At 75.3% G+C, this 12,994-nt stretch carries 11 protein-coding genes; 7 read left to right on the top strand and 4 right to left on the bottom strand.

Annotated features, from left to right (window positions below; translation table 11 throughout):
* Positions 1–15 precede the first annotated feature (15 nt).
* Positions 16–1,230, bottom strand: coding sequence for an acetyl-CoA C-acetyltransferase (locus CRP29_RS15150; RefSeq protein WP_097195881.1), 1,215 nt, complete (start codon positions 1,228–1,230; stop codon positions 16–18).
* A 108-nt stretch (positions 1,231–1,338) separates the two neighbouring features.
* Complete coding sequence (locus tag CRP29_RS22815) at positions 1,339–1,716, bottom strand: STAS domain-containing protein (protein WP_176522988.1); 378 nt, start codon at positions 1,714–1,716, stop codon at positions 1,339–1,341.
* Between the two features lie 193 nt (positions 1,717–1,909).
* On the opposite strand from CRP29_RS22815, the gene CRP29_RS22820 reads away from it, so the two are divergent.
* Together CRP29_RS22820 and CRP29_RS22825 are read left to right on the top strand one after the other, a co-directional pair.
* Entirely contained in the window at positions 1,910–2,242 is a 333-nt protein-coding gene (locus CRP29_RS22820) for a hypothetical protein (protein WP_176522989.1), read from the top strand.
* A gap of 162 nt (positions 2,243–2,404) precedes the next feature.
* A complete protein-coding gene (locus CRP29_RS22825) occupies positions 2,405–2,773 on the top strand; it encodes a hypothetical protein (protein ID WP_101541100.1) in 369 nt (122 codons plus the stop codon).
* Between the two features lie 10 nt (positions 2,774–2,783).
* On the opposite strand, the gene CRP29_RS15160 is transcribed toward CRP29_RS22825, so the two are convergent.
* On the bottom strand, positions 2,784–5,759 hold the full coding sequence (locus tag CRP29_RS15160) for a sacsin N-terminal ATP-binding-like domain-containing protein (protein ID WP_097195883.1): 2,976 nt from the start codon (positions 5,757–5,759) through the stop codon (positions 2,784–2,786).
* A 124-nt stretch (positions 5,760–5,883) separates the two neighbouring features.
* On the opposite strand from CRP29_RS15160, the gene CRP29_RS15165 reads away from it, so the two are divergent.
* The 3 genes from CRP29_RS15165 to CRP29_RS15175 are packed head-to-tail and all read left to right on the top strand — an operon-like array spanning position 5,884 to position 9,518.
* On the top strand, positions 5,884–6,315 hold the full coding sequence (locus CRP29_RS15165) for an ATP-binding protein (RefSeq protein ID WP_141437147.1): 432 nt from the start codon (positions 5,884–5,886) through the stop codon (positions 6,313–6,315).
* Between the two features lie 45 nt (positions 6,316–6,360).
* Positions 6,361–7,905: an aldehyde dehydrogenase family protein gene (locus CRP29_RS15170; RefSeq protein ID WP_097195885.1), complete on the top strand. Its 1,545-nt coding sequence runs from the start codon at positions 6,361–6,363 to the stop codon at positions 7,903–7,905.
* Positions 7,902–9,518 (top strand): GMC family oxidoreductase, encoded by a 1,617-nt coding sequence (locus tag CRP29_RS15175; RefSeq protein ID WP_097195886.1) that lies wholly within the window; start codon positions 7,902–7,904, stop codon positions 9,516–9,518. The genes CRP29_RS15170 and CRP29_RS15175 overlap by 4 nt, the downstream gene beginning before the upstream one ends.
* Positions 9,519–9,622: 104 nt before the next feature.
* Here CRP29_RS15175 and CRP29_RS15180 read toward each other — a convergent pair whose 3' ends face one another.
* Positions 9,623–10,168: a TIGR03086 family metal-binding protein gene (locus CRP29_RS15180; RefSeq protein WP_097195887.1), complete on the bottom strand. Its 546-nt coding sequence runs from the start codon at positions 10,166–10,168 to the stop codon at positions 9,623–9,625.
* Positions 10,169–10,206: 38 nt separating this feature from the next.
* Here CRP29_RS15180 and CRP29_RS15185 point away from each other — a divergent pair, with 38 nt between their 5' ends.
* Positions 10,207–11,040, top strand: a complete 834-nt coding sequence (locus CRP29_RS15185; RefSeq protein ID WP_097195888.1) for a helix-turn-helix domain-containing protein — start codon at positions 10,207–10,209, stop codon at positions 11,038–11,040.
* 285 nt (positions 11,041–11,325) lie between these two features.
* A complete protein-coding gene (locus CRP29_RS15190) occupies positions 11,326–12,951 on the top strand; it encodes a DEAD/DEAH box helicase (protein ID WP_245852838.1) in 1,626 nt (541 codons plus the stop codon).
* The last annotated feature ends 43 nt before the right edge of the window (positions 12,952–12,994 follow it).

The raw sequence follows: 12,994 nt of genomic DNA on the forward strand, positions 1-12,994 counted from the left end.
TGGGTGTGCGGGCGTTCACGCCACGCGCTCGAACACCGCGGCCAGGCCCTGCCCGCCGCCGATGCACATCGTCTCCAGGCCATAGCGGGCCTCGCGGCGGTCCATCTCGCGCAGCAGCGTGGCGAGGATCCGGCCGCCGGTCGCGCCGACCGGGTGGCCCAGCGAGATGCCGGAGCCGTTGACGTTGGTGCGCTCCCAGTCCTTCTCGGTGAACTCCCACTCGCGGGCCACGGCGAGCACCTGGCTCGCGAAGGCCTCGTTGAGCTCGATGAGGTCGATCTCGGCGAGGCTCAGGCCGGCGATCGCGAGCGCCTTCGCCGTCGCCGGGACCGGGCCGATGCCCATGGTCCGCGGCGGGACGCCGGCGACGCTCCACGAGACGAGCTTCGCCAGCGGGCGCAGCCCCAGCTCGGCCGCCTTCTCGGGCGTGGTCACGATGCAGAGAGCGGCGCCGTCGTTCTGACCGCTGGCGTTGCCGGCGGTGACGGTCGCCTCGTCGTCCTGCTTGCCCATGATCGGACGCAGCCGGGCGAGGGTCTCGACGTTCGCGTCGGGGCGGATGTGCTCGTCCCGGTCGACCACGGTGTCGCCCTTCCGGCCCTTCACCGTCACGGGGACGATCTCGTCGGCGAACCGGCCGGCCTCGACGGCTGCGGCGGCGCGCTGGTGGCTGCGCACCGCGTACTCGTCCTGCTCCCCGCGGCCGATCTCGTACTCGCGGCGCAGGTTCTCCGCGGTCTCGATCATGCCGCCGGGCACCGGGTGGTTCGTGCCGCCCGCGGTGACCCGGCCGCGCACCAGACCGTCCTCGAGCAGCACGCCGGTGCCGGCCCGGACGCCCCAGCGCATCGCCGTCGAGTAGAAGGGCGCGTTGCTCATCGACTCCGCGCCACCGGCGAGGACCAGGTCGGAAGCGCCGGACTGCACCTGCATCGCGGCGTTGACGACGGCCTGGAGCCCGGAGCCGCAGCGCCGGTCGATCTGCAGCCCGGAGGCGGTGACCGGCAGGCCGGCGTTCAGGCCGGCGACGCGGCCGATGGCCGGTGCGTCCATCGTCGGGTAGCAGTTGCCCAGCAGGATGTCCTCGACGGACTCCGGGGGGATGCCGGTGCGCTCGATCAGCGCACGGATGACCGTCGCCGCGAGCTCCTGCACGGGCACGTCGCGCAACGAGCCGCCGAAGCCGCCGACCGGGGTCCGCAGGGGCTCGCAGATGACCGCATCTCGCACGGGGTTCCTCCTGGGGTAGGTCCGCGTCCACGGCCCCTGGAACGGCCGCCGCACGTCAGGAGAAGTGTGCCCCGCGGCACACGGGCGCGCGCACGCACCCTCCTCCGGTCAGGCGACGCTCGCGTCGTCGGACACAGCCGCGACCTGCTCGGCGCCGAGCAACTGCCACAGGCCGGTGATCTGGAGCGGCCGGATGACCGCGCGGGAGGAGGCCAGCACGCGCAGGGCGACCTGCTTCTCCCCCGCGCGCTTGTGCGCCGCCGCGAGGACGCAGAGCCCGGCGGAGTCGAGGAAGCTCACGCCGCGCAGATCGATGGTCAGCCGCTCGAGCTCGGCGGCGAGCACGGCCTCGAGGCGCTGCTCGAGCACAGGGGCCGAGGAGGAGTCGATCTCGCCGGCGGCGGTCACCTGCACGGCGGGGCCGTGCGCGACGACATCGATGCTGACCAGGTGGGAAGCCGACGAGTCGGCGAAGAGTGCGGCCACGGGAAGCCTCTCGGCGATTGATGCCTGGAACCCCAGGGGAAGCCGATCGATCGTGCCCGGAACGAGCGACGCGACAGATCCGTACCGCGAAGGGAACGGCTTGCTGTTGAACCGCCGCCCCACCGTAAGAGCACCACCCCTCGCCTGGCAAGGGGCCGCGGCAGTACACCGGGACGGCGCGGATACTGGGCGCGTGACGACAGAGCCTGCGCGCGGACGGTGGAGCCCCGGACCGGTCCTCGGAGCGGTCGGAGCGGTCGTCCTGTCCGCCGTCGCCTTCGTCGTCCTCGACGCGATCATCGCCGTGGCCGTGACCGTGGTGCTGCTGACCGTGCTCGGCATGGCCCTCGCCGCCCGCGGCTGGGACGAGCACTCCACCTTCGAGGAGCGGGAGCAGGAGCGGGCCCTCCGGCGCAAGGAGAAGTGGGAGCAGAACGCCGGCGCCCGCGAGCGGGACCGCCGCCGCTGGGAGGCGCACCAGGCCCAGCAGGCCCAGCAGGCCGGCACCGAGGACTCCTCGCGGTAAATCGCTCGACGGCGCCGCGACCCGTTCGTAGGGTCCCGGTCATGCGGTACGTCGTGCGGCTGCGCACCTCCTCCTGAGATCCGGGCCCTCGCGCCCTCTCCTCGCCCGCCGGGCCCTCTGCTGCCCGCGGCCCCTCTGCACCGCCTCGCCTGGAGGTATCCCGTGTCACGTCCGAATCCGCTCCCCGAGGGCCCCGCGGCCGACGCCCGCGCCGGCCTGCCCGAGTCCGAGACCGCCGCCTTCGACCGGCTGGCCCACGCCGTGCTGGCGTCGCCGTCGGCTCCCCTGGGGCCGCTGCTCCGCGCCCAGCTGCCCGGCACCGCCGGGGTGCAGTGGCTGCGGCACGAGGGGCTGCCGCCGACCGCCCGGCCGACGGCGCTCACCGCTCCGCAGTGGCGCTCGCTGTTCGACTGCTGGACCCGGACGTCGCGTGCACCGGCCGCCGGTGCGCCGCGCTCCGGGCGCGGCAGCCGGCCGTCGACGCACGGGCACGCGCCCGGAGCCACCGCCATCCCGCGCTGGGGTCAGTGACCCGCACGGCTCAGCCGATCGCGTCCTCGGCCGCCAGGTCGAGGACGCGATCGGGGTGCGCGAACGCTTCCGCCAGCGCCTGACGCAGCTCCCAGCGCCCCGCCCGCCAGGCCAGCGCGCGGCCGAGCGCCCCCGGCGTCCCGTCCACCCGGTCCGGCTCCCCCGGCCACCACGGCACCGGCGTGCCGCCGACGGCGAGCCGCTCGTCGACCACCACCTCACCGGTCAGCTCGTCCAGCCCGAGCCGGGTGGCAGCCAGGCCGGCGCCGGGCAGCTCCGCCCAGCGCCGGGCGGTACCGGGCCGCCCGGTCGGCGTGCCGCGCACCTCCTCCGAGGCCAGCGGGAGGTCGAGCAGGTCCGCGACGGATCCGGGCCGCCCGCCGCCGGGGACGACGGCGGTTCGCACCAGTGGCTGCAACCACGGGGCGTCGAGGACGACGGCGTCGTCGACGACGCGGTCCGGGGCCGCGCGCACCCGCTCCGGCGGATCGACCTCCAGCCCGTCGAGCACCTCGGCGAGCCGGGCGTAGACCGTCGCGAGCACGCCCAGCCGAACGGTGCGCGAGGGGTCGCCCAGCCGGCGCAGCAGGTCGATCGCGCCGTCGACGTCGGCCAGCACGTCGTCGAGCGTCGCGGGCGGGCGCAGCAGCGCGAGCAGCTCCGGCGCGATGTCGGCCGGTTCGTACAGTCCCTGTAACGGGCCTGGTCCCGGTGCTCTCAGCCGATCGGGGCGGCGCCCGTCGAGCACCGGGTGGGTGGCGAGCCACCACCGGAGGTAGCCCGGCACCGCCGTCCCGTCGAGCAGCACGTCGTCCCAGGCGGCAGCGGGCAGCGCGGCCAGCAGCCGGAGCGCGCCCGGCCAGTCGGCCACCAGCTCCAGGTCGCGGACGGCGGTGAGCGCCGGCCACTCCGGCGGCGGCGCGCCCGCGGGCAGCCGGTCGAGGACGGCGTCGGCCCACTCCTCGGCGGCGTCGGCGTCGAGCCCGTCCGGGTCGTCGGCGGTCACGAGCGCGAACGTGTCCAGCACCCCGATCCGGCGCAGGACGTCGACGTCGGCCGCCGCGGCGAACGCGGGGTCGAGCACGCCCAGCGCACCCGGCTCGAGGACGTCGGCCAGGGGGGATCCGGGCAGCAGCAGCTCCCCCGCCGGCGCCCAGCCGCCGTCGGCGTCGGGCAGCGCGAGCTCGGCCAGCCAGGTCGACCCGTCCGCCGCGGGTCCGGCGGCCGCGACCAGCGCGAGCATCGCGTCGGCGAGGTCGGCCGGCTCCGGCCCGCCGTCCTCGACCGCCTCCAGCGAGCCCTCCACGACGGCCCGCACCGTCGGGTCCGCCAGCACCGCGGCCGCCGTCGCCGGCCGCGCGCCCAGCCGCTCCAGCGGTCGCCGGGCCTCCGGCGTCCCGACGGCCTCGGGGTCGGCCAGCCGCAGGCCCAGCGGGGCGAGCCGGGCGGCGGGCAGCCCCTCGTCGGGCAGCAGCACGCCCGCCGGTCCGTGCGCGGTCCGCCCGTCGGCCAGCGGTACCGGCAGCGCCCCGAGCTCCTCCCGGTCGGCCCCGTCCAGCGCGGCGTACAGCCGCGCCCACCAGGCGGCCGGCCGCTGCACGCCGCGGACCGCGTCGACCGCCTCGGCCACGCCGACCCGCCGGACGCCGAGCGCGCCGAGCACGGGGGCATCGGTCCGCCGCGACCAGGCGGCCGGCAGCAACCCGGGAAGGACGCCGGTGAGCGCGGCCACCCGCTGCTCGGGCGCGTCGTCGAGCACCACCGCACCGATCGGCGCCCGGCGCCCCTCCTCCCCCGCGACCGGGAGCCACTCGGTGACCGACAGCCGGTCGACCACCGCCCGGTCGAGCGCGGCGTCCAGCGGCGCTCCGGCCCAGCGCGGGCGCGGCAGCAGCGGGAGCACCGAGGGGTCCGCCGGCAGCTCGCGCACCAGCGCGGCGAAGCACCGGGCCGCCTCGGCCACGAGCAGGTCGGTCACCGGGCCGGGCAGCACGTGCCGCCGGTCGGGGCCGAGCGGGAACGGAGCGATCAGCCGCAGCGGCAGGGACAGCGGCTCGTCCGACGGCGTCGGCGCGTGCACCACCTGGCCGTCCGGGAGCGGGACGGGACGGCCGTCGTCGTCGACCGGCACGGCCCAGGTGACCGTCCAGCTCCGCCGGGCGCGCTCCTCCACCGCGCGGTGCGCGACGAGCTCCTCGGGCAGCTCGCCGGCCGCCGTCGCGACCGCCCACGTCGTCGTCGCCTCGCCGTCGCCGAGCCGCACCCGGGGTGGTGCGCCGTCGCGGGTGAGCACCCGGCCGACGCCGTCGGCCTCCACCTCGATCGAGCGCAGCGCCGGCAGGGCGAGCAGCAGCTCGGCGGTCAGGGCGGCCAGCGCCGCGGCGACGTCGTCCCGGGTGCCCGGTCGCAGCGGCAGCACCACCTCGGTGGCGAAGCCGCCGGCCGGGGCGCCGGCGGCCGGCTCGGGCAGCCGCAGCACCGGGACGGCGCCGTCGCGGGCGGCCAGCTCGGCGGCGAGGTCGGGCACGCCGGCCACGGCGGCGCGGGTGCGGGCCGCGCTGAACCGGACGGCGCCGGTCGTCGAGAGGAGGGTGGGGTCCTCGGTCACCGCCAGCACCGCGGCGAAGCCGACGCCGAACCGGCCGACGGTCCCGGCGTCGTCGCGCTTGCCCGAGGCCCGCAGCGTCGCCAGGCCCTCGACCCCGGCGGCGTCCAGCGGGGCACCGGTGTTCGCCGCGCGCAGCTCCGGCGCGACTCCTCCGGTGAGCGTCAGGCGCAGCCGGCCCGGCTCCCCCGCCCGCGCGGCGGCGTCGGCGGCGTTCTGGGCGAGCTCGACCAGCAGCCGGTCGCGGTACCCGCCCCGGACCAGGTCTTCTTCGGCGTTCGCGTCCTCGCGGAAGCGCGCCGGGGAGTCGGTCCAGGCGGCCAGCACCCGGCGGCGCAGCTCCGCCGTGCCGAACGGATCGGCGGCGTGCACGCTCCCCATGGGCGAGACCCTAGGGTCCGCTCCGACTCCTCCGGGTGAGTCCGCGGTTGACGATCACGGGGACGGGGCAGGGGGCGTGCGACGGCCGACGTCCCGGTCGCGACGAGCTCGGAAGGCGGTGCAGGTGGCCCTCTGGGAGTTCGCGCGCCTTCCGCACGGTTTCACCGAGCTGTGGTGCCAGGAGCTGAGCTCCCTCGACCAGCTGGCCCGGCTCCGGTCACGACTGCGCTCGACCATGACCGGCAGCGCCACGGTCGAGCGCCCCGACGAGGACCACTGGTCCGAGCGGCTGGTGCTGATCGCCGACGAGCTGGCCTCCAACGCCCTGCGGCACGGCGGCACCCCGGTCGCCGCCGCGATCAGCCAGGCGGACGACCAGTGGCTGGTCGCGGTGAGCGACGCCTCCCCCGACATCCCGCCGACCCCGGCCCAGGGCCGCGACCCGGGCAAGGGCGGCTTCGGGCTGTACCTCGTCGCCGACCTCTCGGTGCGGCACGGCTGGACCACGATCGGCCGCGGCCAGAAGACGGCATGGGCCGTCGTCACCGCGGTCTGACGTTCGACCGGGCCACGGGGCGAACCCGTCGGTAACCTGCGTTCCATGTCGCTCGCCGAAGAGATGGACACGGTCACCGGTACCTCCGCAGGGAGCGTCGACCGGCACGCCACGTCCCGCACGTTCGAGTCCACCGACCCGGCCACGGGTGCGGTCGTCGGGGTCTTCCCGATCCACGACGAGGACGCCGTCACCGAGACCGTGGCGCAGGCCCGCGCCGCCGCCGAGCTCTGGGCGGGGCTCGGCTTCGACGGGCGCAAGCAGCGGCTGAACGCCTTCCGCGGCTACGTGGCCCGCCGGCTGCACGAGCTCGCCGACCTGGTGCACCGCGAGAACGGCAAGCCGCACGCCGACGCGATCCTCGAGATCAGCCTGGCCATCGACCACCTCGCCTGGGCCGCCGGGCACGCCCGGAAGGCGCTCGGTCAGCGTCGGGTGAAGTCCGGGATGCTCGCGGCCAACCACGCCGCGTACCTGGAGTACCAGCCGCTCGGCGTCGTCGGCGTCATCGGCCCGTGGAACTACCCGGTGTTCACGCCCATGGGCTCGATCGCCTACGCGCTGGCCGCCGGCAACGCCGTCGTCTTCAAGCCCTCGGAGTACACGCCGGCCATCGGCGCCTGGCTGGCCGCCGCCTGGCGGGCCGCCGTCCCGGACGCCGCCGACGTCGTCCAGGTCGTCACCGGCTTCGGCGACACCGGCAACGCGCTGTGCCGCGCCGGCGTCGGCAAGATCGCCTTCACCGGCTCCGCCGCGACCGGCCGGAAGGTCATGGCCGCCTGCGCCGAGACCCTCACCCCCGTGCTCATGGAGCTCGGCGGCAAGGACGCGATGATCGTCGACGACGACGCCGACGTGGTCGCTGCCGCCGACGCCGCCGTCTGGGGCGCGATGAGCAACGGCGGCCAGACCTGCATCGGCGTCGAGCGCGTGTACGTGACCGAGGCGGTCTACGACCGGTTCGTCGCCGAGGTCACCACCCAGGTGCGCGAGCTGCGGCCCGGGTCGGACGACGAGGCCACCTACGGCCCGATGACGATGCCCTCGCAGATCGACATCGTGAACCGGCACGTGCAGGACGCCGCCTCCGCGGGCGCCCGCGTGATCACCGGCGAGGCTGCCCTGTCCGGCGAGGGGTACGTCGCCCCGACCGTGCTGCTCGACGTGCCGGAGGAGTCCGCGGCGATCCGCGAGGAGACCTTCGGCCCGACGCTCACCATCACCAAGGTGCGCGACGCCGAGGAGGCGCTGCGGCTGACCAACGACACGACCTACGGCCTGGCCGGCTCGATCTTCTCCGGCTCCCGGGCGAAGGCCATGGACCTCGCCCGCCGGATGCGCAGCGGCATGACGTCGATCAACTCGGTGCTGACCTTCGCCTCGGTGCCGGCCCTGCCCTTCGGCGGCGTCGGCGACTCCGGCTTCGGCCGGATCCACGGCGAGGACGGGCTCAAGGAGTTCACCCGCTCGAAGGCCATCACCCGGCAGCGGATCGCGCTCCCGGTCAACGTCATGAGCTTCCGCCGCCCGGCCAACACCACCGACCAGCTGGCCCGCGTGATCGGCATGCTGCACGGCCGGCACCGGTGAGCGATCGGCACACCGAGTACGACGTCGTCGTCGTCGGGGCCGGCTCTGCCGGGTCGGCCCTGGCGGGACGGCTGAGCGAGGACCCGTCGCTGCGGGTGCTGCTGCTGGAGGCCGGCGGCTCGGACCGCGTGCTGGAGGTCCAGATCCCGGCGGCGCTGTACAAGGTCTGGCGCACCCGACGGGACTGGAACTACACGACCGTGGAGCAGCCCGGGCTCGACGGCCGGAAGCTGTTCTGGCCGCGCGGCAAGGTGCTGGGCGGCTCGTCGTCGATCAACGCGATGATCTACATCCGCGGGGCGCGCGCCGACTACGACGAGTGGGCGCAGCTCACCGGGGACGACGGCTGGTCCTACGACTCGGTGCTGCCGCTGTTCCGGCGCATGGAGGACAACGCCCGCGGCGCCGACGAGTGGCACGGCGTGGGCGGCCCGCTGCGGGTCGAGGACCTGCGCTCGCCGCACGCGTGGACCAAGGCCGTCCTCGAGTCGGCGGTCGCGGCCGGCTACCCGCGCAACGACGACTTCAACGGCGCCACGCAGGAGGGCGTCGGTCAGTACCAGGTCACCCAGAAGCGGGGACGGCGCTGGTCGGCCGCCGACGCCTACCTGCACCCGGTGCTGGACCGGCCGAACCTGACCGTGCTCACCGGTGCCCTGACCACCCGGGTGCTGGTCGAGGGCGGGCGGGCGACCGGCGTCGAGTACCGCTGGAACGGCTCGCTGCACACCGCCCGGGCGAGCGCGGAGGTCGTGCTGTCCGGCGGCGCGGTGAACTCCCCGCAGCTGCTGATGCTCTCGGGCATCGGCCCGGCCGACCACCTGCGCGAGGTCGGCGTCGACGTCGTCCACGACCTGCCCGGTGTGGGCGCGGGTCTCCAGGACCACCCGCTGGTGCCGGTGGTCTGGGACGTGCGCTCCGGCGAGTCGCTGTTCCGGGCGGAGTCGCCGTCGGGCTACGCGAAGTGGTTCGGCGCCCGCCGCGGGTCGCTGACCTCGAACCTGGCCGAGGCGGGGCTGTTCACCCGGTCCCGGCCGGACCTGTCGCAGCCCGACCTCCAGATGCACTTCCTGCCGGTGAAGTTCTGGAAGCAGGCCGAGGTCGACCCGGACGTCGACGCCTTCACCTCGGCCGTCGTGCTGGTGGACGTGCACTCGCGGGGCTCGGTGCGGCTGCGCTCGACCGACCCGACGTGGGCGCCCTCGATCGACGCCGGCTACCTGACCGACGAGCGCGACCTCGACGCGCTGGTGTGCGGCGTGGAGAAGGCTCGCGAGATCGCCTCGGTCGGGCCGCTGGCGTCGGTGCTGGCCGACGAGTGGTCACCGGGTGCCGCGGTCACCGGGCGCGAGGCGCTGCGGGCCAAGGTGCGGGAGACCCTCGAGTCGCTGTACCACCCGGTGTCGTCGTGCCGGATGGGCACCGACGACCTCGCCGTCGTCGACCCCACGCTGCGGGTGCACGGCATCGACGGCCTGCGGGTGGTCGACGCCTCGGTCATGCCGACGCTGGTGCGCGGCAACACCAACGCCCCCACGATCATGATCGCCGAGCGAGCCGCCGACCTGATCCGCGGCCGCACCGTGGACCCGGAGCTCGCCGCCGCCCGCTGATGGATCCCGTCCACTCTGCGCTGTCCCACTTCGCCGACGTGTTGCGGACGTTGCCGGGGCGATCGCGCCGTCAACGTCGGCAACTGCTGCGCAGAGTGGGGGCGTCAGGCTCGGCGGCCGAGACGGGCCAGCACGCGGGTGGCGCGGTCGGCGTCGGCGGGCGGCTCGACGGCGGGCGCGCAGACCCCGTCCGAGTGCAGGGCCGGGCCGAACCCGTCGGCGCCGCGCTCGATGCGGTCCAGCTCGGCGTCCGTGAGGCCGGCGTCCACGCCCGCGGCGGTCGCGACGTCCCAGCGGTGCACGACCATGTCCCACACGTAGAACCGCTCGAACGTCTCGCCGATCGTGCTCGGGCCGAAGAAGCTCTCGTACGGCGTCGCGACGACGTCGTCCGTGAGTGCCTCCCGCACCCGCTTCGCGTGCTCGCGCCAGGCCCCGGCCGGGTCGGCCGCCACGTCGGGCGCCTCGCCGAGCTCGAGGCCGCGCCCGCTCAGGAACTCGCGCTCGGTGGTCACCAGATGCGCGACCACGTCGGCCGCCGTCCAGCCCTCGCAGGGCGACGGCGCGCGCCACGCCTTCCCGGGCAGCGCCTCGAGGACGGCGGTCAGCGGGCGGTCGGCTGCTTCGTACGACGTCGCGATCTCGTTCATGCCCTCGACCCTGCCCCGCTACGGCACCCTGGGTCTTGATGAAACCCGACAGCGTCCGGCTCGAGGCCATCGCGCGCGCCCACCTCAAGGACCCGCGGGACGCCTCGCACCGCATGCACCGCTACGAGCCGCCCGCCGAGTTCGCCGGGTTCCTGCAGTGGTTCTGGATCCCGGTGTGGTCGGTGCCGCCCGGGCAGGAGGCGCCGCAAAAGGTGCTGCAGTACCCGAACTCGCTGATCGTCATCACCGAGGACTACGCCCGCTTCTACGGCGTCGTCGCCGGGCTCTCCACCACCACGCTGACCGGCGACGGCTGGGCGGTCGGCGTCGCGTGCTCGCCCGCGGCCGGGTTCCTGATCTCCGGCCGGCCGATGGCGGGGTTCTCCGACCGCGCCGTCGACGTCACCGAGGTGCTCGGCGACGCCGGCCGGTCGCTCACCGACCGCGTCCGGACGGCGATGGCACCGGACCCCACCGACCCGTCCGCCCACGCGCGGGCCATCGCCGCGTTCGGCGACGCGCTGCAGCCCTACCTGCCCGTCGACGACGAGGGCGTGCTGGTCAACCGGCTGGTCGCCTTCGTCGAGTCGCGCGGCGACGTCACCCGCGTCGCCCAGGTCTGCGAGGAGTTCGGCCTCACCGAGCGCACGCTGCAACGGCTGGTGCACCGGCGGATCGGGCTGACGCCGAAGTGGCTGATCCAGCGCCGGCGGCTGCAGGAGGCGGCCGACCGGCTCCGCACCCACGGCACCTCGCCGGCCGACGTCGCTGCTGCGCTGGGGTACGCCGACCAGCCGCACTTCTCCCGCGACTTCTCCGCCGTCACCGGCATGACGCCCGGCGAGTTCGCGGCCCTGCACGCCCGCCCCTGAGGACTTCATGTACCGAAAGTCCCAGCAGGGGCTCACCCGATGTGACCTGTCACTCCCCCGCGGTGGGACCAGACGACCGGCGCGTCTGGTTGAGTACTACGTACCGGCGCCGCCCTCGCTCATCCTGAGCGGCAGGAATCGACGTCGGGCTGAGGCTGCGCCACCTTGGTGCGCCCGGCTGACCGACGTCTCGCCGACGATGCGAACCCGCCCTGCCCCCGTGCAGTCGTGCCGGTGCTCGCGTTCGCGAGGTGGAGAGCAGCCACCGAACGTCGAAGGACTCCCTTGACCTCCAGCACCAACCACTCCCCCGCCTCCTCCTCGGACGGCGCCCCCCGCCGCCGTCGCGGTGGCCGTGGCCGCGGTACCGGCACCCGCCCCGCCGGTGAGCAGGGCTCGCAGAACCAGCAGCAGGACCGCCCGGCGCCCGCCGCCGCGCCGGCTCCCGTCGTCGTCCCCGTCGGGGCCGACGCCACCGTGCTGCCCACCGACACCACCTTCGAGGCGCTGGGCGTCCCCGCCCCCCTCGTCGAGGTGCTCACCGGCAGCGGCATCACCGCGCCGTTCCCCATCCAGGTCGCGACCCTCCCCGACAGCCTCGGTGGCCGCGACGTGCTCGGCCGCGGCCGCACCGGCTCGGGCAAGACGCTGGCCTTCAGCATCCCGCTGGTCGCCCGCCTGTCCGCCTCGGACAGCAAGCGCCAGCCCAAGCGCCCGCGCTCGCTGATCCTCGTGCCGACCCGCGAGCTGGCCAACCAGGTCGCCGCCGTCGTCGACCCGATGGCCCGCGCGCTCGGCATGCGCACCACCACGATCTTCGGTGGCGTCGGACAGAACCCGCAGGTCCAGGCGCTCTCCCAGGGTGTCGACGTCGTCATCGCCTGCCCCGGCCGGCTCGAGGACCTCATCCAGCAGGGCCACTGCGACCTCGGCGCCATCGAGGTCACCATCCTCGACGAGGCCGACCACATGGCCGACCTGGGCTTCCTGCCCGGCGTCAAGCGGATCATGGACCGCACCCCGAAGGTCGGCCAGCGGATGCTCTTCTCCGCCACGCTGGACAACGGTGTCGACATCCTGGTCAAGCGCTACCTGAGCAGCCCGGTCACCCACTCGGTCGACCCGGCCGTCGCCCCGGTCAGCACGATGACCCACCACGTCTTCCACGTGCAGACCGCCGACAAGCCCGAGGTCGTGCGCCAGCTCGCCGCAGGCCTGGGCCGCAGCGTGCTGTTCACCCGCACCAAGCACCAGGCGAAGAAGCTGGCCAAGCAGCTGACCGCGCAGGGCATCCCCGCCGTCGACCTGCACGGCAACCTGAGCCAGAACGCCCGCGAGCGCAACCTCGAGGCGTTCAGCAACGGCTCCACCCGGGTGCTGTGCGCGACCGACATCGCCGCCCGCGGCATCCACGTCGACGACGTCGCGCTGGTCGTGCACGTCGACCCGCCGACCGAGCACAAGGCCTACCTGCACCGCTCGGGCCGCACCGCCCGCGCCGGTGCCGGCGGCATCGTCGTCACCATCACCACCCCGGACATGGTCGGCGAGGTGCGCACCCTGACCCGTCAGGCCGGCATCAACCCGCTGGTCAGCAAGGTCACCCCCGGCGCACCGCTGCTCGAGGAGCTGACCGGTCCGACGGCGCCCTACGTCGAGCCCGCGCCCGTGGTGGAGCAGCAGCCCCAGGGCAACGGCGGCGGACGTCGTCGCGGCGCCGGTGGCGGCGGTGGTGGTGGCGGTCGCGGCACCTCCTCGGCCAAGCCGGCCTCCGGCGGCCGTGGCGGCTCGGGGAGCTCGGGCGGTTCCGGCCGCTCGTCCGGCCCGGCCCGCACCCGCGCTGAGCTCGCCGCCCGCGCCGGTTCGTCGTCGGCGGCGTCGTTCAGCGCCGGTTCGCGCCGGGGCCGCTGACCTCTCCGCACGACGTCCTCCAGCACCGCCGAGCGTCCTCCCT

The organism is Blastococcus aggregatus (assembly GCF_900221005.1).
In the GTDB taxonomy this organism is placed as follows: domain Bacteria; phylum Actinomycetota; class Actinomycetes; order Mycobacteriales; family Geodermatophilaceae; genus Blastococcus; species Blastococcus aggregatus.